Below are 19,335 nucleotides of genomic sequence, written 5' to 3'. Positions count from 1 at the left end.
GATGGATGCAAGATGCCGGGTCAACAAGAGGATATTCAAGCCATTCATAATGTATTTCGGGCTCTGTACAGGGCATGGGACCAGGGCGACGGCAAGGCTTATAGCGAGTTTTTCACCCCGGATGCCGACTACGTCACTTTTTTCGGCGAGCACCTGAAGGGACGCAGCGAGATTGACAGCGCTCATCAGGCTTTATGGGACGGTCCGCTGCGCGGATCCAAGATGATTGCGGATTTGCGGGAAATGAAGCTTCGTTTCATTTCTCCGGACACGGCTATTGCGCATGCGACAGGAGCCGTTCTGCTGCGATGGCAGAAGAAAGCGCCCGCGAGCCGCGACTCCATTAACACCAACGTGCTGGTAAGACAAAACGGTGAATGGAAGATCGCTGCCTTCCACAACTGCCGCATCAAAAAGTTCAATTGGCTCACTCGGATGCTATTTCAGCCAAAAAGCAATACGTAAGCGAAGGCATAAAAATAAGGCCATCCAAATGGATGGCCTTTGTTTGTATGATTATGCCAACGCCGAGCTCGTTTGTTTTTTGCCTGCGAGGCCAAGAGCCGCATTTGTTGTTGCATTGATCTGCTGGATCAGCTCAGGGTTTTGCAGAAGCTTGGTTCCGTAGGACGGAATCATCTCTTTGATCTTAGGCTCCCACTCTTTGATATGCTGCGGGAAGCATTTGCCGATCACTTCGAGCATGACCGAAACGGCTGTCGATGCACCCGGCGAGGCGCCAAGAAGGGCTGCGATCGAGCCGTCAGCCGCGCTGATAACCTCCGTACCGAACTGCAGAGTACCTTTGCCCGCATTCGTTTCTTTAATAATCTGTACGCGTTGGCCAGCTACGAGCAGCTCCCAATCTTCGCTCTTTGCGTTCGGGATGAACTCGCGCAAGGCTTCCATGCGCTGTTCTTTGGAAAGCATAAGCTGTTTGATCAGGTACGTGGTCAGGGACATATTTTTCGCGCCTGCCGCAAGCATGTTCGTTAAGTTATGCGGTTTAACTGATGTAATGAGGTCCATGTTGGAACCGAATTTCAGGAACTTAGGCGTAAAGCCCGCGAACGGACCGAAGAACAGCGATTCTTTGTTATCGATAACGCGCGTATCCAGATGCGGTACGGACATTGGAGGAGCGCCCACCGGCGCTTGGCCGTAAACCTTCGCACGGTGCTGAGCCACCACTTCCGGTTTCTTGCAGACCATGAACAGACCGCTTACCGGGAAGCCGCCGATGCCTTTGCCTTCCTTAATGCCGGATTTCTGCAGCAGGTGCAGGCTTCCGCCGCCGCCGCCAATAAAGACGAACTTCGCATTAATGCGCTCCGAGCTGCCGCTGTTCAGGTTGCGCACTTTCAGCTCCCAAGAGCCGTCGTTCGCACGTTTAATATCATCTACATTATGGTTGTAGTTTATGTCCACGTTTTGCTGCTTCAATTGATTGAACAAAATACGTGTCAAAGAACCAAAGTTGACGTCCGTCCCGGACTCAATTCTGGTTGCGGCAATTGGCGTATTTACCTTGCGGTCTTTCATCATAAGCGGAATCCATTCTGCCAGCTTCGCAGGGTCTTCGGAGAATTCCATGCCTTCAAACAATGGATTGCCGGACAATGCCGCAAAACGCTTCTTCAGGAACGTAACGTCTTTTTCCCCTTGCACAAAGCTCATATGAGGAACGGGTACAACAAAGTCCCGCGGATTACGGATCAGATTGCTGTTCACTAGGTAAGACCAGAACTGCTTCGATACTTGGAACTCCTCGTTGACTTTGACCGCTTTGCTAATATCGATGGAACCGTCAGCCTTCTCCGTAGTGTAGTTCAGCTCGCAAAGGGAGGAGTGTCCTGTCCCCGCGTTGTTCCATTCGTTGGAGCTTTCTTCGCCGGCCGTTGCGCGCCGCTCGAACACGGTAATTTCCCACTCCGGCTTCAGTTCCTTCAGCAAAGAACCCAAAGTCGCGCTCATAATGCCGGCACCAATCAAAATTACGTCTGTTTTCGTTTGTTTGCTCATGTTAACCGTCCTTAACCTTTCGATTTGCAGAAAGGATGTTTCACGCTCGTGAAATTTCTCACACATCATTTCTGATCAAAAAAATGAACTGCTTCTATGCTACAGGTTGATAAATAGATATAATGTCTAGTTCTATTATACGACAGTTTGAAGCTATAATCGACGCTATTTCCACATGATTTTTTAACCATTCCCTGAACTATTCTCCACTTCTTCGATCCGGGACCACCCGAAAAACAACAAAACCACCCCAAACTTTGGCGTGGTTTCTTATAACTTCAGCTTATCACTTCATTTGGAATATCCCAGAGAAAGTAATGCTTCGAATAGAGTCTTGTCTCTATGACCGAAGATTGTCCGTTTCGTTCAAAAATCAATCCGGAGCCCAATTGCTCCTTGAACGACCAGCCATACTGCTTCATATAGGCTTTAACCGGCGCATACCGGTCCTGTCCGGAATTGGCGGAGACATATCTGCTGCCTCTATCCGTGGTACCAAACCGCATATGTTTCTTGTCCGAATACTCCAGCTTTGCAATAGCAGACAAAATGGGTGCCGGGTTACCTTCCTGCGACAACGCGCCGCCAAACCGCAAGACAATAAATCCGATCAACATGGCAGCAAGCAAACCGCCGCCGACCAGAGCTAGTTTCCCTAACCGCATGAATCGCATGTCCAGAGCTCCTTCCGTCCCTTATACCTATTCAGACGAATAGTAAGGCTGGCAGGTTTCAGGTTTTGCGCCGCGCCGCATACTTTTTGCCCCACACGCCCATACTCTCGAGAATCGGAAGAAACTGCTCCCCTGCTTCCGTAAGGGAGTATTCGACTTTGGGCGGTACCTCCTGATACACCACTCTATTGACCATCTGATCCTTCTCCAGCTCTCTAAGCTGGCTGGTTAGTATCGCCTTCGAGATGCCGGGCACCAAGCGCTGGAGCTCTCCGAACCGCCGCGTCTCCCGCAAATGCCACAAAATAATGATCTTCCATTTGCCGGCAATTACATTTTGTGTTTCCGTAACGGGACAGACTTCAATCTGTTCATTCGGAATTTCACCTTCAAACGAGCTGCGAGCCATTCCAATCCCTCGTTTCCCTCATGGTATTGTTTTTATGACTATGTAATAAAATAGTGACTACTTTAAAAAATCGTACCAAAGAAATAAGATTAGTTTATACGAAATCACCAAACAAATCCATCAAATCCGGAGGGAATAAATGATGAAAATCGGTATTATCGGCGCTAACGGACAGGTAGGCAGCCTGATTATGAAGGAAGCCCAAGAGAGAGGCCACGAGGTAACGGCTATCGTTAGAAACGCATCCAAAGTCAGCGATTCGAATGTTAGTATTCTGGAGAAGGATATTTTTCACCTGACCGGTGCGGATTTGAAGCCTTTTGACGTGGTAGTGAATACGTTTAAAGCCCCTGAAGGCGAAGAGCATCTTTATGTGGATGCGGGAAGAGCGCTGACCGCCGCGCTGGAGGATGCGCCAGGAACGAAGCTTATCGTGGTTGGCGGCGCCGGAAGCCTCTATGTCGACGAGCAAAAGACAACCAAGCTGATGGACACTCCCGAATTCCCGGCTTTCGTCTATCCGACAGCATCCAACGCCGGCAAACAGCTGGATGAGCTTAAGAACACCAGCTCCATTACCTGGACGTACATCAGCCCCGCTGCCTTTTTTGATCCAAAAGGAAAAAGAACCGGCGCGTATACGAAAGGTCTCGATCATGTCATCGTCAACAGCCAAGGCCAAAGCTACGTGAGTTATGCCGATTATGCCATCGCCGTGCTGGACGAAATCGAGAATCCGCAGCATGCGAACGAGCGGTTTACGCTTGTTGGCGAAGCGGAATAAAGAATAAGCGAGAAGACTCCCTGCAGCAGGGAGTCTTCTTTATTAGCTGCAGATAGCGAACGGAAATTCTCGAATGCTTCCGGCTTAGGGCCGGTACCCGTCGAATGTGATCATATCGCGGCCGCCCCGTAATGAGCCTCCTTCAAAAAGTGAAAAGCGTTATTTTAGCAAGAATCCTCGCTATAAAATGATTAGCCATTTCGGTTTACTTGCTCTAATCCTGCCAGATTCGGCTAATTGACCGGATTTGACGCGAATCTATCCCTGTCTTATTTTACAGCGCGCCCTATTAGGAGTAAGATTCTATTAATTTCACACGCGCAAGCAAAGAAAGGATAGTTACCCATGAACACAGACATCATTTCGGGCATTCAGCTTTATCATCTATGCAGAGACAACAGCCATTACGGGCTGCTCAGCATGTCCTGCGGTTCGGAAACCGGCTGGGGCGAATGCGTCATAACAACCGATGCCCCGCACTTTGACATCATTGCCTGGGGTGATTTTCTGTGCAAGCTAAACCGGCAGTCTCTTGCCGACGCCCGGAACATGGCTCTCCTGAACCGCGAGGTATGGGGCGATGCCAAGACTGAGCTTGTGCTGATGGCTTTATCGAATTTGGACCATTCCGCCGCGGCTGCCAGAGAAGAGGAAACACCTGACTCCTCCATCCTGTTCGAGGAATCCATGAGTTACTTCTCTGTCCTGTAGGCTTCATTTTCAGCTTTTAAAGATACTTCTATATTTAACAGCCTGGTCATCGTCACCATGCCTGCTCTCTCCAAGGTGCGCTTGGACGCCTCGTTATAATACCAACAGCCGCAGATCGCGGTTATGCCGCGAGTCTTGCACCAATTGCGCATCTGGACGATTAGCGCTGTCCCATAGCCCTGCTTCCTGTAAGCTTCATTCGTAAACATTCCGATACTGGCAAATCCGTCAAGCAGCTTGGAGCGCTCCGCAACTCCAATGCCCAGCAAGTTCTTGCCTTTGTAATAAACGAACAGCCCTCCAGCATGCAGCCACTGATCATAATTATTTAAAAAATCTCCGCACACCTGCTGAACTACAGGAAGATCTTGCGGTACAGCAGGACGGAATACTTCATCGCTCTCCATGTTGATCGGAATCTCTACCCCGCTGTCCTGAAAAAAGTAAGCCTGCTTGTTGATCTTAAAATCCTGATCAATAGAGAGGCTTACAAACAGCTCATCGCAGGTGGGTACGAATATATTTTTTACCGCATGCCGTTCCAGCGCTTCGAGAAACAAGGCCTGCGCTTTCTTCAAAGAAGACCTCCGGATGTAAAACTGCGTCAGCAGCTCTCCGTTATGCAAGGCATAATAACCAATGTCCTCCTGACCATCTTGAATCCGATAAAAGGCGGATGTAACGATATGATCCTCCAAAAAAGAATCAAACGGCGAGGATAAGCCTTGTAAATATTCGGCTACGAGCGGTTCAATCTCATCCATTGTACAAGCTTTTATAATCATTCGATTAACCTTCCCCTTTGAAATAATGAATCGGCCGGATCTCGATTCCCCATTCGAACGGCTCACCGTCATTCACCTGCACGGCCGGATGCAGGGACGCAACCCGTACCGCTTCTTCCATATTCTCCGCTTCTATAATAAACACGCTGCCAATCATCTCTTTCGTCTCGGTAAAAGGACCGTCCAGCACCTTCACCTTCCCGCCTGCCCGCCGCAGGCTTCTGGCTTCCGTCCCGAGACCCGCATCGATAAGAACCTGATCCGTGCCATAGAGCTCCTCAAGATGAGGCGTGCATTGACTCATGACCTCGGCGATCGTCTCCTTAGGAAGCGCATCCATTCTTTCCGCATTCAAATAACCTAAACAAAGGAATTTCATGGCGATATTCTCCTTTACCCATAGATTATGGTTAGCCGCTGGTACTGGGCCTTATAGGATCAACGAACGGCAGACCGCTAAATCGACCGATGCTTAAGATTAAATTTTTCTGCGCTCCAAGGGCTGAAACCTGCTGCTTCGATTCAGCCGAAATATTTTTTGCAAAAAGGATAAAAAAAGCACCCAAAACGGGTGCTTCGCTGCGAAACATATAAGTAAGGTTATGATTACTTGAAGGCAACAAACGTTAAATCCTTGCCTTTTAAATATTTTATAATAGCGGGAAGCGCTTGTACCGTGTATTTGTCTTCATGCAGGACATAGATGCCGCCAGCGGATTCGACATGATGGAAGTACGCGGTGATATCCTCCGGTGTCTTAGCATTCCAGTCCTCCGGGTCCCGGTTCCACAGTAAAGTCTTCATATTATGCTGATCGGCCGCGGAGACGAGCTCGTCATTAACCGCGCCATACGGCGGGCGGAATAACGTAACCGGCTTATCGGTCAGCGCTTCAATCGCTTTGCTTGCTTTGGACAAGTTCTCGCTTTGTTCTTGCACGGTCGATTTGGTGAGCACGCTATGATCCCAGGAATGATTGCCGATGGACATGCCATGCCCGGCTGCGTAAGTGACGGCTTCTTTATGATGGGCCACATTTTGCCCGATAAACAGGAAGGTCGCCGGTACGTTCTGCTCCGTCAGGATATCAACGATATCCTTTGTCAGCTTGGACGGCCCGTCGTCAAAGGTTAAAGCCACGTACTGCTTCGGCAAACCGAAAAACTTCTTGTCTTTATCGATATCGATGATTTTGAAAGCCGACTTCTCTTCAAGGGACTCGGACAGTACCGAATTCTGAGCAGCAGCAGTAACAGGCTGTTCAGCCGTTACTACAGCGGCATCCCGAGTCGCAGCCGTGTCGCTCTCTGTGGATGAAGCATAGACAACCGGCAGGCCGGAATTACCTTTTGTCACCTCGGCCTTCGCCACTTGACCGCCAAGCAAACGCGCGGAGTCCACCTTGCCTCCGGTAGCGATCGAAAGGATGGCCAGCAGGCCAATCATTATAAGAATAGCAACCGCAACCTTCGGCAGACGCGAAGCGAAGCCGGTTCTTGAATCCGGACGGTTGGAAACAGGCATCAAGACCGCTTGGACCACTTGCTCTTCTTTTGCCGGCGATTCAGGCGGAAGCTCCCCTTGGCGGATTTGTCTAATCAATGCCATATAGGCTTCGCTGCAAGCAAAATATAACGGAACGCGGGTACTGCCCGTCGTTCGAATAAAAGAACTGTAATGCGAATTGCGGTAAGGATCCCACTTGGAGTAAGGAGAGATTCGAATCCTGTCTCCATGCAATGGCCCCAGTGCTTCAAGTTCAAGAAACGTAAACTCGTCAATTTCGATTACGTAGGTTGCGTACTTGTCGTCTTGGGTGACGCCGATCTTCATCTGGCTAATACCGCTTGAGGTCCTCCCAAGAGACAGCAGCTCCAACACCTGCGTGCTGTATGTCTCCATCCCCATATCGTTCTTCTCCCGTTCCCGGCATGACTTTAATCGGATGAACCACCATCAATAGAGCTTGTGTTTGGCGCAAACGGAGATGTCAACCGGTTCGTAAAGTCGTTTACAATGTTAAGAAGATGCGTCTTCTCCTGACGGAGGGCATCAAATTTCTGCTTCATCTGGGAGAGCTCGGCTTCCAGCCGCGTATTCTTCTCCTCGAGTTCGTTAATCTTCTTGTTCTTTTCCGCGGTTGTTTCATTGTGCTTCTGCAGCAGGCCCGCATAGTTCTGGCGCTCGAGCTCGATAACGCTCTTAAGCTCCTCTATCTCCCCGGATAAAGTGGCGTGAAGCTCGCGGTAGTCATCCATCATCTGATCAACCTTCAGATTCTTGTCGCTAAGCCGCTTTTCCAGATCCAAAATGCTTTTTTCCCGTTCCTCGATAACCTTGCCGAGGTTCTTCAAATCCCTGTTCAGCCGGTCAATCTGACCATTCGCATGCCCAAGCCGGTCCTGCAGGTCGTTATGGCTCATTTCGACATGCTGCTTGGCTTTAATCATCTGCTCAACGGCGAATACGAGATCAAGCGACCGCTTGTCCAAGTGGCCCTTATTAATCAGAACCGAGCCTGAAGACTCATCGCTCTGTTCAGCTTTGGCCGAACTAGCCGACACTTCCTCCTGAGGCTCCTCCACGTCCCTCCTTATCCCAAGATCCTCTCGCGATTGCTGCTGCTCTTTCTTCTTTTGGAAAGGAGAAAACATAGATCAACTCACCTTTTCTGAGAAAATATGTCGATTAATATCGAAAAATGTTTCCTTCATTATAGATTAATTTTCCAAGTTTATATGCGGGGCTAAAGTACCTAATTGCGCCCGTGTAACTAGGCTTAAAGGAGTGGTCACACAGGAGGATATACCGATTTTTCCGCGGCCTGCCGGTCCTCCGAAATATGACACTATAGGCGGCCGGAGTGCATATATTGGCTTATCTATTTATGGATAGGCGGTGATGACATGCCATTTATTCTTCGCTTCAGCGGCAACGATACCGGAGCGATTACCTTTACAGGCAATACGCTGGGATTAAGCAGATCCTCGACTGAAGGGGTTCCCGGCACCCGCGATTATATCGGAGATTTTATTACTGTAAATACAGCCCTGCAGTTCGGAAGCTACCCGCCCGGATCAACCTCTGACTTTAATCTGGACAGTTCCATGGCCATGCTTCGATTACCGGAAGACAGTACGGTTCTTTACGCGGAGCTGGTGTGGGCAGGTACTTACCGGGTTAGCGGCGGGACAAACAATTATTTGCCTTTCATCGATAAATCCGTTTCCATTACAACGCCGCAGGGCACGACCTTGTCCGTGGCGCCCGATCCCGCTACGGCGCAGGTATCTTACCGCAACGCGACCTACAACTATTTTCGCTCTGCCAATGTGACCTCTATCGTGCAGGCCGGAGGTGCCGGCCCCTATATCGTGGGTGGCGTTGTCGGCAATATCGATTTCGGCAACAGCACGGCCAACAGCTGCGGCTGGACGCTCTGCGTCGTTTACGAAGATACGAATATGCCGTTCCGCAACCTGAGCCTAAATGTCGGAATCGTAGAGATTGCCGCCGGCAGCGATCCCTCCGTAACGACGGTCCTGACCGGATTCGCAACACCCGTCTCGGGGCCGGTGAGCGGCCGCATGGCGCTTTGCGCCCAGGACGGCGATGCCAACAAGGTTGGCGATCAGGTATTATTCGGCCCCAATGAAGCCAGCCTGACCATCTTGTCCGGTCCCAACAACTTCCCGAACAACTTTTTTGCCTCGCAGATTAACGATGACAGCGGTCAGCTGGACACCTCCGGCACCTTTGGCGACCGGAACCAGATTAACGGCGAGCCCGGAACCCAAATCGTCGGCGGCCGGCAAAGCTGGGATATTACAAACGTCGATATTTCGGAAACGTTAACGAATAATCAAACAACGGCCGCCTTCCAGCTCCGGACGTCCAATGACGGCTACTCCGTCATCGCCGCGGGAATCTATATCGACATCAATTCCCCCCGGATTACGGTTCAGAAGAGCGTTAATGCCGAAACGGCGGAGTTAGGCCAAACGCTTACCTATACAGTGATCGTTAGCAACTCGGGCACGGCAGCGGCAGACGCGGTATTCCTGCTCGACACCCTGCCGAACGACACCTCGTTTGTGCCCGGCAGCGTTACCGTTGACGGAGCGCAGACGGAAGGCAATCCGCTGACCGGAATCAGCCTGGGCATTCTGGAGCCGGGCGGAACCATTACCGTCACTTTTCAGGCGGTAGTCGGTTCTTACCCGGAGGACGGTCTTATTCGGAACCAGGCCCTTGTGGAATTCCAATACGAGAGTATAACCGGCGGTCCGATCCTAGCCGGCGATATTCCATCCAACGAAGTCATTACGACGATTATCCCTTCCGAATACGAGCTAGCCCTTGTCAAATCCGTCGACCGTGAAATCGCGCTGCCGGGCGAAACGGTTCTGTATACGGTAACGGTAACGAACCTGTCGAACGCTCCGCTGACAAATGTCCGTGTGACTGATCCTACTCTGTCGCTGGATCAGACGATCCCGCTTCTTCCGGCGGGTGAATCGCGGAGTTTTCCAGTCGCATTTGTTGTTCCTGCGGGAACAAGAGGCAATACCGGCATTGTCAATATCGCCTCGGCCGTCTCCGATCAGACCGGCCCCGTCCTGGGATCGGCAACGGTACTTATTCCCGCTCTGCCGGGTCTTGCCGTGGACAAAACCGCAAACCGTTCAACCGCTGCGCCAGGCGATACAATTGTCTACTCCATTAAGGTAACGAATACGGGAAATATTCCGTTAACGAATGTTCAAGTTTCGGATCCGCTGCTTGGCCTTGTGGAAACGACCGGTGTTCTGGAACCGGGTCAATCCATTACGATTCAGCGGTCTTACGTTGTCCCGCTAAACGCCGCGAACGGCAGCATTATCGCGAATGCGGTAACGGTCGTATCCGTCGAGACTCCTCCCGTAACCGATCAGGAAGAGACAACGGTTGTTCCCCCGCCCGTCGAGGTAATCAAATCCGCTTCACCCGACGAGGTGACCATAGGGGAACAGATTGCCTACTCGGTTACGATTGTAAACCGCGGTCAGACCTCCTTGGTTGATCTGCGGCTGTCGGATATACTCCAGGAGCCTCTGGAGTTTGTGCCTGGCAGCGTCAGGGTAAACGGCCAGCGGCGCCCCGGCGTTCAGCCGGACCAGATTGCGCTTGGCACTTTGCCTCCGGGAGCCGAGATAGAAGTAACCTTCCGCGCGGTTGCCAATCAGGTCAGCGCGGACGAGAAGGTCATGAACCAAGCGGTCGCCACCTTCCGCGTCGAAGTGGCAGGTCCTACCTTCCAGGTGCCGTCCAATCCCGTTGAAATCGAAGTGAAGGAAGAAGAGGAATAGTTCTTTGCCATTGTTTCACGTGAAAAAACGTAACCCTTAGCATGCAAAAAGAGGCCCCCGCAAACAGGCGCCTCTTTTTGCATGCTATTATTTTTGCGGAGCGAAGTTATTGTAAATACGTGTTGCGTTTACCTTGCCGGAGCTCAGGTCATCCGTTGTAAAACCGGATACCGCGTTGCCCACTTTGAATTCTTTTTGCAGCAGCTCGTCGGATTGTTCGCCGGCGGTTGGCTCCGTGATTCCCATGATCGTGTCCGGAGTAACCGTTACCCATACGTCGTTAACTTTGAAGCTTTTGCCGTCGGCGCTTACTTCGGAGATAACGCCGTCAATGTTAACGGCCATTTTACCCGTCGTAGCAGGCTTTCCTGCGTCTTCTTTCTCAGGCGCGATCAGGTTGTAGATCACATCAGCCGTAACTTTGCCCGTGCTTACATCCTGGGAAGTATAACCGGATACGATGTCGCCCACTTTAAAATCTTTATTGAGCAGCTCTTGGGATGGCGCTGCCGCTGTTGGCTCGCTGCTTCCCAGCTGCGTTTTATCCGTTACTTCTACCCACAGATCGCCTACTTTGAAGCTTTTGCCGTCCGTGCTTACTTCGGAGATTACGCCATCAATGTTAACCGCAACCTTGCCCATGATCGGAGGCTTGGATGTCGCTTCAGCCGTTTGCCCTTGATTCGTAGGCGTGGATGCCGGGCTGTTTTGGTTCTGATTTACGCTAATTACGCCAACCGCCAAAATTGCTGCTGCCGCAATACCTACTGTCCAACCTGTCAATTTCTTTTTGCTTTTTTCCATTTTAATCGGCTCCTTTTGATTTGTAGGATTATGTGAAGTCTTCTCTAATTCCAGCATTAACTTCTGATAGGTTGCCTCTTTGAAGTCGTCGCTGGTTCGCAATTGAGACATCGCGGACTTATAGACAGATTTCTTCATTCTCCAGGCCTCCAATCTTATCTTTTAAGAGTGCGCGTCCTCTGGCCAGCCAGGTTCCTACCGTTGCGGCCTTCGCCTGCATAATAACGGCAATCTCCTGGATCGAATATCCTTCGTAATAATGAAGATGGATCGGAATCCGATACTTCTTGTCCAAGGAGAGCACCGCCTGCAGAACCTCGTTTTCTTCCTTGGGGAGGTAGCTCAGGTCTTCGGGAACAGGGTTTCTGCTTTTGAACCAGCCGGTCTTCAGCATATTTTTGCTTTTATTGATGGTTGTTCGAATCAACCAAGCTTTTTCGTGTTCGCTGTTCTCGAAGACAGGACGCTTCTGCAGATACGTCAGGAAAACCTCCTGCGTCACTTCTTCCGCATCAGCTATATTTTTCAAATAAGCGAAAGCAATCTTGATCATGCTTTGCGAATATAGATCCAAGGCCCGTCGCACAGATTCATTGAGCTCATATGAATTGTACACCTCAGCACCTCCTTTCACTTGTAATACAACTGAGTGCCCAATTATTTTTCATTCATGCGATATTTTTTTTATAGACGTAACGGAAACAGGAAGTGGATGCAATTATTCGGTTAGTAAAATAGCCCAAACGCCAAAAAGGCACATTCCCCTGCCTGCCGGGCAGGTTGAGGAATGTGCCTTTCTATAAGATAAATTATAAAGAGCGGCCTGCAAGCGAAGCCCTTAGAACTTCCTTCATGCCAATAGGCTCCCTGCCAAGCAGCCGGGCCAGCGTATCGTCCGTACGCGCGAATTCGCCGCTGCGCATTGCCTGGAAGAGCCCGACGAACATATCCGCCCGCTCTTCGGGAAGTCCATGCGCGATAAGTCCTGTTCTATACTCTTCATCGGATATGACAACCCGTTTAATCGGACAGCCGGTTACTTCCGAGGCCAGCGCCGCAATACCGGCGAGGTCAAAGGTTTCCGAAGCTGTAAGGATGGGGGTAATCCCCTCCAGAGTTCCCTCGGTCATCGCGATAGCCGCAGCCTCGGCCAAGTCGGAATGGGCCGTCCAAGCTACCGGCCCGTCTTCCGGTGCCGCCAATATCCCCGTCTGAATGGCATCTCCAAGCATCATAATCGCCGAGCCCGCATAAAAGCCATTGCGCAGCGAGGTAAACGCCCTGCCCGATGCTTGCAGCAGCCTCTCCGTAGCCGCATGGTCGACCATGGGAGGGAAGGAGGATTCTCCCGAGGATCCCATCTGGCTCGTATAGTAAATGCGTTGAACGCCGGATTTGATGGCTGTCTCAATCGCCGTTCGATGATGCCGGAATGCCTCCTCTCCGAGACTGTTGGAGGAAACGATAAGCACCTGGGATGTCCCTTCAAAAGCATACGCCAGACTCTCCGCGTCGTTATAATCCCCCTTGCGGACGCGGACGCCCCGTTCTTGAAGCTCCTTCACCTTGTTCGCATCCCGGACGCTAACGCCAATCTGTCCGGCCGGAACACGCTCAAGCAGCCGATTTACCACCATTCGGCCAAGCTGGCCGCTTGCTCCCGTAACAATAATCATAATAAACATCTCCTGTCCCATAAAAGTTCAATGCCACAATGTTGTTTAAATAACACCGTTGTGTATACTACATGTAATAATTATATTAGGCGGTCCGGGCAGCCCTAACAATCAGCAATGAAGCCCTTTGGTTGCTTACGCAACACGGAGCTGTTTTTGTTGGTTTACCCCCTAATGAAGGAGAGAACCGCAAGATGCCTGTCAACGCGAACGATCCCCGCGTCAAACGGACGCGTCAGCTTCTAATGCAGTCTTTTATGCAAATTCTCGAGGAAAAGAAAAATATATACTCGATATCGGTACAGGATATTGCAACGCGGGCTACGGTAAACCGTGCCACCTTTTACGCCCACTTCGAGGATAAGTACGCGTTTCTCGAAAGCTGGATGAGCGAAAAGTTCCTGAAAAAACTGGAGAACGAGCTGCCAAACGGCGCTCTATCCGACATGCTAAGCTTAAAAGCGCTTATTGCATCCGTGTTTGACTTCCTGTCCCGTACCCGGCAATATATGACCCCCGGGGACAGTCAATTTGAGCCGCTGTTCGAGATTGCCATGCAAAAAGAGCTAAACCGGCTTCTTCTCGATTGGCTGAACAAAGAGGATTCCTCCGCCCCTCGGACAATCGTGGAGGCTACCGCGCTTCTTGTCAGCTGGGGAATCTTCGGATCCGCCGTACAGTGGAGCCGCAGCCCTCAAAACCGTCAAATGGATGCGATGGTGCAGGATGTATTGGTCGTGGCAGCGGCAAGCCTCTCGCCTGTTATGGAATAAAAAAACACTCCCGGCAATGGGAGTGTTCCTCTGATTTAGAATGTTAACGCTTGCCTGGCAGCCAGCCGGCCTTCCCGCACGAACCTTGCGGCTTCCGCCATCTGCAATTCGCTTACGGCCTCCATTGTCGCAAAGCCGTATGGCTTATGCTGCTCAAGCAGCTCGAAGAATAACGGATAGTTCAGTTCGCCAAGACCGGCTGCCGTTTCTATTAAGGTACCGTCTGCCGCGCGGTTCAAATCCTTCACGTGGGCGCTTACGATGCGCGGGCCAAGCAAACGGAAAGCTTCGCGGATTGTATGATCCTGATTCTCGAACCGGGCCGGATTCATTAAATTGCAAGGGTCCATGACGACGCCCACGCATGAGGATGGAAATCGTTCAATCGTCTCGGCCAATGTTTCAGCTGTATCGATCATATGTCCCTGGGCCGCTTCCAGCCCAATCGTTACGCCCCAGCGCTCCGCCTCTTCAACAAGCTCCTCAAGCGCTCGGTTTAATCGGTCTATGTGCTCCCCGCGGCGCTCCGGATCCGTTACTCCGCCAACCTCCGTCGCCACAATCGGCGCGCCGAAATGCCGCGCATTCCGAAGATGCTCTTTGAAGCGGTCTACATTATGGCGGTAAACCTCGTCATCGAGATCGACCAGACTCGCATAACAGCCCAGCACCGCGATACGGACGCCGTTTTCCGCAAATGCGCCGCCGACCTCCTGTGCAAGCCCGGGGCTTAGCTTGCCCAGCCGCGAGTCTACATCGGAGAACGCTTTCCCCAGCGCTAATTGAACATATGGAAATCCGTTAGCGGCTATCTTGGCCGCCAATTCCTTATAAGGCAAAGTTCCAAGCAAATGAGCTAAAATTCCGACTGACATGATAACCATCCTCTCACGTTTCATCTGAAATCTACTTGTCTCTCATTATACGTTGTAATGCCCGGATGGCAAGGCGCAACGAACGTAAAGAAACCCGCGCTTCGCTCGAAGCAACGGGTTTCCTAACTAGCCTTCCTGCAAAACAAGCTTTAACCGATCAAAGTTCTGCTCATTGCCGTCGGCCGCATAAGCCTTAACAGCCTCAAAGGTCCTCTTGTCCATGAACAGCTGACGGAACGTTAATCTCGCGCGGCCGTCCAAATCCTCGAATATAGCCGTCACCCGGAACTCGGGATTGGACATATGCTTAAGGACAATCCGCTCCAAGGGTACAATCTCCTCGAAGACATTATGATTCTCATAATCCACGCCGTTTGGGCCATGCATCGTAAACCGCCAATTACCGCCCGGCTTGATCTCGAACTCATGGAAGGTATTCGTGAAGCCGTTAGGTCCCCACCAGCGCTTAAGCAGCTCCGGATTTACCCATGCTTCAAACACCCGTTCACGTGAAAATTCGAACTCGCGCGTCGAAACAATCTCATTCTCGCCAAGAATAGCAGCCATAATTAATCCACTCCACCTTCCGTGTATTCATTCATTAGTGATTAGCGCTAACTGTTTACCGGTAGCCTAAGCATAATAGATGACGTTACGTAAGGTTCAAGCGTTTTTTAGGCGAGCTCAAAATTTTTCATCAAAGCCCTTGCTTCCTCATGGTCGGGTTCGAGCCTAAGCAGCTCCCCAAGGTAATGCAAAGCTTGTTCTTCCAGCTCCAGCTCGAAACAGCATATGGCCAGACAATAAAAGACCGTAGATACAATCTCCTCTTCGTCTTCCTCAACGGAAATCTCCAGGAACCGCTTGGACTCGCCGTACATGTCCATTTCGAACAGCAGCAGGCCCGCTTCAAGCGCCAGATCGTACTTCTGCTCCATCACGTAATACGACGACCACATCCGCTCGATTCCGAGCAGAATATCTTCCTTCTCCTCATCGAGGGCTTCCGCCATCAGACTCGAAATTCGCTTCGTGCTCTGGATAAAGAATTCCGCGTCGTAGCCGCCAAGACGCCAGAAGCTAAGGATTTGCCGAAGTCCCATATCGTCGATATAGCGGTCTAACCACCACTTCAAACTGTAAAAATCATCCGGTCCGAAACGCTCTACGGAGCGGCGGTACGCCAGCCTGGTCTGGTAATAGTCCTGCGGCGAATTCACGCTGATCATACAGCCGATATTGATATTGTCATAGTGATGCGAAGGGAACATGACCAGAGCGCCGCTGCGTTCCAACACTTCCCCCATCGCATGATAGTTCGCCGTCAGAGAAAAGCTGCCATGAAAGACAAGCTCCGGCGGTTCCGCGAACCTCCAGTGCTCGAGCAGGTGATCCCCTTTATCCGCCGTCAGCAGCACGATTCCCGCCTGAGATAACTGATTCAGCCGGTCCAGGCAAGCCAGAGAGGCCTCCGGGAATAAAATATGCGAGTCCTCGAGCTGCTCCTGATAGACGGCAATAACGTCGCGGTAAGGATAAGACGCATCCTCGTACTGCGGCGCGCGCCGGAGCTCGTAGCTTAAAGCGATTTGCGACAGCAGCTCCGATGGTTTAAGCGAATCCTTGTCTTCAGGGTACTTTACCAACACATCGGCCTCATATACCTGACCTTCGCCTATATAGAGCAGCTCTTGCGGAATACTGTCAAAAAAATAGTTCGCCACAATGACGAGAGGCTGCCGCAAGTCTCCCCTGCGGATCGTTTCTCCCGATGCGGCCAGTGCTAATTCCGAATCTTGGACAGCATCAAACCGGGCAAAATCAAGCATTCCCCGCTCGATAAAAGACTGAAGGGCAGGATGCTTCCGCCAAGCCTCCACATTGTTTACAGCAAGGTCGGTCATGATATACCGGAACGGCGGAACCGCGATTCCCGCAAAGTCTATTAACCGGCTTAACTCATGCAGCACATGGAAAGCGAACCGGCCAGCCCCTGCTCCAAGCTCCACAATCTGAACAGGCTCCAAGTTTTGTCCTTGATTCGCTCTGTCCTGAAGAAATCCGAACAGCATCTCGGCATAAGCCGCCGCAATCATTGGATTGCTCGTAATATATTGAGGAACCTGGTCGTTATTCCAGGCCCTCAAGCCTTCTTCTTCGTAATATTGCCTGTTTATTTCCCATATTGGCGCTTCGCTAAAGCGGTAGCGCTGCGTATTTGAAATCTTCATCTATTCCTAACCCTGCTTTCTATGCTTCGAACAATACCTCCTATATTACCTTAATAGAAGGCATTTTACGAAATTTAGGGCTAAATTTCTCTTAAGAGGCCTCAACCTTCTGCGTTTTCTTGCCCGGAGCAAACCAGCCGAGAAGCGCAATCGCAACCAACACGCCATAGAATACGAGCGTCCAGCCCGTGCTATGAGGGAAATCATGATCCAGAACGCCGATATCCTCATGCGCCAGCGTAATGACGGCCAGCTTCACCCCAACCCAAGCGACGATAGCATACGCCGTAGTCTCCAGTGCCGGGCGATCGGCAAGCAGCTTCACAAACCAGGTTGCCGCGAATTTAATTAGGATTAGGCCCGCAATGCCGCCAAGCAATACGACCGCGAATTTGCCTCCATCCATACCGCCAAACTCGCCAAGCGGAGAATCCGGCAAACCAAGCGCAAGAGCTACCGCAGCCAGAATGGAATCAATTGCAAACGCGAGATCCGCGATAGCGATTTTGCTTACTGTAGGCCAGAAGCCGGAACCCGCTTTTTGTTTCTCGTCTTTGTGAACATCCTCGTTCTTTTTGCCAAAACGCGCCTGAATAATGTGCTTTAAACCCAGGTATAGCAGATACGCTGCGCCAATCGCCTGTACCTGCCAGACATTCGCAATGAAAGAGATTGCGAATAGAGCGCCAAAACGAAAAACAAACGCCATAATAATACCGTAGTTAATCGCTCTTTTCTTCTGATCGTCCGGTAAATTCTTGGCTATTACCGCAAGCACCAGCGCATTATCGGCGGATAACAAGCCCTCCAATCCTATCAGGATCAGCAATGCCCACGCATACTCCAGCCAGATCGATTCCAACGTGGATTCCCCTCTCTTCGAACATAATCGGTATGAGTAATTTTCTCTTGTCCGTTAATGCATATACGTAAGAAATGCTCAAAGGAGTTCACTTTTTTCTCAATAAGAAGGAACTGGAAACGAATTGGATAAAAAACGTATCCGGAGAGACGTTATGAAGCTTCTTCCCCTTTCGGTAGGCGCATGCATAGGATAAAGCGATGAATATATCGTTTTGCCGAGAGGAGAACATCGATGTATCTATATCCTTACCGCTATGATCAATGGCCTAACAACTATTGGGGTTATTATTGGGATCCCCGGTATTACAATTGGAGCTATAATGTTCCGAACGCGTACTACAGAGAGATTGCGCTAAAGGATTACGGAACAGGCCCGCTGGTTGTGAACCTGGAGGATGCAACCAAGCAAAACAGGAACTACCGTACCGCATTATGGACAGGAAAATACTTTCAAATGACATTAATGAGTATTAATGTTGGCGAAGATATTGGGCTGGAGGTCCATCCGACAACCGATCAATTTATTCGAATCGAACAGGGACAGGGATTGGTACAAATGGGTGACAGCAAAGAGCATCTGGACTTTCAAACCATGGCTTACGAGGGCTACGCCATTCTTGTCCCTGCCGGAACATGGCATAATGTCATAAACACAGGTAACGAGCCGCTTAAGGTTTATGTCATCTATGCTCCGCCCCATCATCCTTTTGGTACCGTACAGGAAACCAAACCGACTGAACAGGGCTAAGGCGAGTTCAGCTCATCCAAATCAAAGCGCCCCGCAATGTCGTAACCATTTCCTTGACCTTTGGGCTTGATAACAACCGTTCCCACTGACTTGATCTCCCCCAATCCAACGCCTGGAGGAAAACTGTGCGCCATGATAACCTTGTTGGTCCCTGGAGGCGGCGGGATTTCCAACTGGGCCGATAAGGCTTGCAGAACAGCTTCTTGCTGGGCGGGAGGAACGGAACCGCCTAATTGATAGATCCGCACCCAGAACGGATCCGTACGGACGTTACCTGCTCCGAAAGCTAGCTCGGCGGTTTCCTTCGTTCTGCAGAACGGGCTTGCAACAACCGGCACTTGAACAGGGATATGCAATTGGCGAAGCGCATTTCCATAGCTTACAGCCTGACTCCTGCCGGCCTCCGAAAGATTTCTTTGGGTTGAGCAGTCATTGAAGTTGATGCTCGGCGAGTCCGCGCCAACCGTCGCGTCTCCATGCCTGACATATAAGATGTAGCCTCCTTGCTGGAGGGACTTTAGCAAGGAGGGATCCGCGGGCATAGCTTCAGCCGGGTCCGCTTGAAGCAGAATAAGTATGCACAACATGCTGAAAAGCCAAAGCTGTTTCATATTCGTCCTCCTCTAGGTTC

Annotated in this window: 21 protein-coding genes; 6 read left to right on the top strand and 15 right to left on the bottom strand. The window is 50.8% G+C overall.

All coding sequences use genetic code 11. The features are described from left to right. The first annotated feature begins 12 nt into the window (after positions 1-12). A complete protein-coding gene (locus tag CFI03_RS03760; RefSeq protein ID WP_248756467.1) occupies positions 13-465 on the top strand; it encodes an SgcJ/EcaC family oxidoreductase in 453 nt (150 codons plus the stop codon). A 51-nt stretch (positions 466-516) separates the two neighbouring features. On the opposite strand, the gene CFI03_RS03755 is transcribed toward CFI03_RS03760, so the two are convergent. The 3 genes from CFI03_RS03755 to CFI03_RS03745 all read right to left on the bottom strand — a co-directional run bounded on the left by CFI03_RS03755 (position 517) and on the right by CFI03_RS03745 (position 3,105). Beyond that, positions 517-2,088: a malate:quinone oxidoreductase gene (locus CFI03_RS03755; protein WP_280525707.1), complete on the bottom strand. Its 1,572-nt coding sequence runs from the start codon at positions 2,086-2,088 to the stop codon at positions 517-519. A gap of 212 nt (positions 2,089-2,300) precedes the next feature. Further along, complete coding sequence (locus CFI03_RS03750) at positions 2,301-2,696, bottom strand: hypothetical protein (protein WP_248756466.1); 396 nt, start codon at positions 2,694-2,696, stop codon at positions 2,301-2,303. Between the two features lie 58 nt (positions 2,697-2,754). After that, entirely contained in the window at positions 2,755-3,105 is a 351-nt protein-coding gene (locus tag CFI03_RS03745; RefSeq protein ID WP_248756465.1) for a winged helix-turn-helix transcriptional regulator, read from the bottom strand. Positions 3,106-3,247: 142 nt separating this feature from the next. Between CFI03_RS03745 and CFI03_RS03740 the strand changes: the two genes are divergently transcribed. Then, complete coding sequence (locus CFI03_RS03740; protein ID WP_248756741.1) at positions 3,248-3,889, top strand: NAD(P)-dependent oxidoreductase; 642 nt, start codon at positions 3,248-3,250, stop codon at positions 3,887-3,889. Positions 3,890-4,234: 345 nt separating this feature from the next. Then, positions 4,235-4,600 (top strand): hypothetical protein, encoded by a 366-nt coding sequence (locus CFI03_RS03735; RefSeq protein ID WP_127494820.1) that lies wholly within the window; start codon positions 4,235-4,237, stop codon positions 4,598-4,600. On the opposite strand, the gene CFI03_RS03730 is transcribed toward CFI03_RS03735, so the two are convergent. The 4 genes from CFI03_RS03730 to CFI03_RS03715 all read right to left on the bottom strand — a co-directional run bounded on the left by CFI03_RS03730 (position 4,582) and on the right by CFI03_RS03715 (position 7,970). Then, a complete protein-coding gene (locus CFI03_RS03730; protein ID WP_248756464.1) occupies positions 4,582-5,385 on the bottom strand; it encodes a GNAT family N-acetyltransferase in 804 nt (267 codons plus the stop codon). The genes CFI03_RS03735 and CFI03_RS03730 overlap by 19 nt on opposite strands. 4 nt (positions 5,386-5,389) lie before the next feature. Further along, positions 5,390-5,764, bottom strand: coding sequence for a YciI family protein (locus CFI03_RS03725; RefSeq protein ID WP_248756463.1), 375 nt, complete (start codon positions 5,762-5,764; stop codon positions 5,390-5,392). A gap of 227 nt (positions 5,765-5,991) precedes the next feature. After that, the gene (locus CFI03_RS03720; protein ID WP_248756462.1) at positions 5,992-7,293 is read right to left on the bottom strand and encodes a polysaccharide deacetylase family protein; all 1,302 of its coding nucleotides are present in this window, start codon (positions 7,291-7,293) and stop codon (positions 5,992-5,994) included. Positions 7,294-7,322: 29 nt separating this feature from the next. Beyond that, a complete protein-coding gene (locus tag CFI03_RS03715; RefSeq protein ID WP_248756461.1) occupies positions 7,323-7,970 on the bottom strand; it encodes a hypothetical protein in 648 nt (215 codons plus the stop codon). 321 nt (positions 7,971-8,291) lie between these two features. On the opposite strand from CFI03_RS03715, the gene CFI03_RS03710 reads away from it, so the two are divergent. Continuing rightward, positions 8,292-10,733 (top strand): DUF7507 domain-containing protein, encoded by a 2,442-nt coding sequence (locus CFI03_RS03710; protein ID WP_248756460.1) that lies wholly within the window; start codon positions 8,292-8,294, stop codon positions 10,731-10,733. Positions 10,734-10,820: 87 nt separating this feature from the next. On the opposite strand, the gene CFI03_RS03705 is transcribed toward CFI03_RS03710, so the two are convergent. The 3 genes from CFI03_RS03705 to CFI03_RS03695 all read right to left on the bottom strand — a co-directional run bounded on the left by CFI03_RS03705 (position 10,821) and on the right by CFI03_RS03695 (position 13,213). Next, positions 10,821-11,537, bottom strand: coding sequence for a DUF5666 domain-containing protein (locus tag CFI03_RS03705; RefSeq protein ID WP_248756459.1), 717 nt, complete (start codon positions 11,535-11,537; stop codon positions 10,821-10,823). A gap of 118 nt (positions 11,538-11,655) precedes the next feature. After that, complete coding sequence (locus CFI03_RS03700; protein WP_248756458.1) at positions 11,656-12,153, bottom strand: RNA polymerase sigma factor; 498 nt, start codon at positions 12,151-12,153, stop codon at positions 11,656-11,658. Between the two features lie 193 nt (positions 12,154-12,346). Then, positions 12,347-13,213 carry an SDR family oxidoreductase gene (locus CFI03_RS03695; RefSeq protein WP_248756457.1) on the bottom strand — a complete coding sequence of 289 codons (867 nt, stop codon included), beginning with the start codon at positions 13,211-13,213 and terminating at the stop codon, positions 12,347-12,349. A 194-nt stretch (positions 13,214-13,407) separates the two neighbouring features. Here CFI03_RS03695 and CFI03_RS03690 point away from each other — a divergent pair, with 194 nt between their 5' ends. Continuing rightward, positions 13,408-13,986, top strand: a complete 579-nt coding sequence (locus CFI03_RS03690; RefSeq protein WP_248756456.1) for a TetR family transcriptional regulator — start codon at positions 13,408-13,410, stop codon at positions 13,984-13,986. 35 nt (positions 13,987-14,021) lie between these two features. Here CFI03_RS03690 and CFI03_RS03685 read toward each other — a convergent pair whose 3' ends face one another. From CFI03_RS03685 to CFI03_RS03670, 4 genes are all read right to left on the bottom strand, one after another. Beyond that, complete coding sequence (locus CFI03_RS03685; RefSeq protein ID WP_248756455.1) at positions 14,022-14,861, bottom strand: sugar phosphate isomerase/epimerase family protein; 840 nt, start codon at positions 14,859-14,861, stop codon at positions 14,022-14,024. 126 nt (positions 14,862-14,987) lie between these two features. Then, positions 14,988-15,428 carry an SRPBCC family protein gene (locus CFI03_RS03680; RefSeq protein ID WP_248756454.1) on the bottom strand — a complete coding sequence of 147 codons (441 nt, stop codon included), beginning with the start codon at positions 15,426-15,428 and terminating at the stop codon, positions 14,988-14,990. A gap of 107 nt (positions 15,429-15,535) precedes the next feature. Next, positions 15,536-17,092 (bottom strand): SAM-dependent methyltransferase, encoded by a 1,557-nt coding sequence (locus CFI03_RS03675; protein WP_248756453.1) that lies wholly within the window; start codon positions 17,090-17,092, stop codon positions 15,536-15,538. A gap of 91 nt (positions 17,093-17,183) precedes the next feature. Next, positions 17,184-17,954 carry a TerC family protein gene (locus tag CFI03_RS03670; protein ID WP_248756452.1) on the bottom strand — a complete coding sequence of 257 codons (771 nt, stop codon included), beginning with the start codon at positions 17,952-17,954 and terminating at the stop codon, positions 17,184-17,186. Between the two features lie 234 nt (positions 17,955-18,188). Between CFI03_RS03670 and CFI03_RS03665 the strand changes: the two genes are divergently transcribed. Next, positions 18,189-18,704, top strand: coding sequence for a cupin domain-containing protein (locus CFI03_RS03665; protein ID WP_248756451.1), 516 nt, complete (start codon positions 18,189-18,191; stop codon positions 18,702-18,704). On the opposite strand, the gene CFI03_RS03660 is transcribed toward CFI03_RS03665, so the two are convergent. After that, complete coding sequence (locus CFI03_RS03660) at positions 18,701-19,315, bottom strand: histidine phosphatase family protein (RefSeq protein WP_481857647.1); 615 nt, start codon at positions 19,313-19,315, stop codon at positions 18,701-18,703. The two genes, CFI03_RS03665 and CFI03_RS03660, sit on opposite strands and share 4 nt — an antisense overlap. Between the last annotated feature and the right edge of the window lie 20 nt (positions 19,316-19,335).

Source organism: Paenibacillus sp. ATY16 (genome assembly GCF_003399985.2).
GTDB classification, from domain to species: domain Bacteria; phylum Bacillota; class Bacilli; order Paenibacillales; family Paenibacillaceae; genus Pristimantibacillus; species Pristimantibacillus glycanilyticus.
This window is presented reverse-complemented; position numbering and strand designations above follow the sequence as displayed.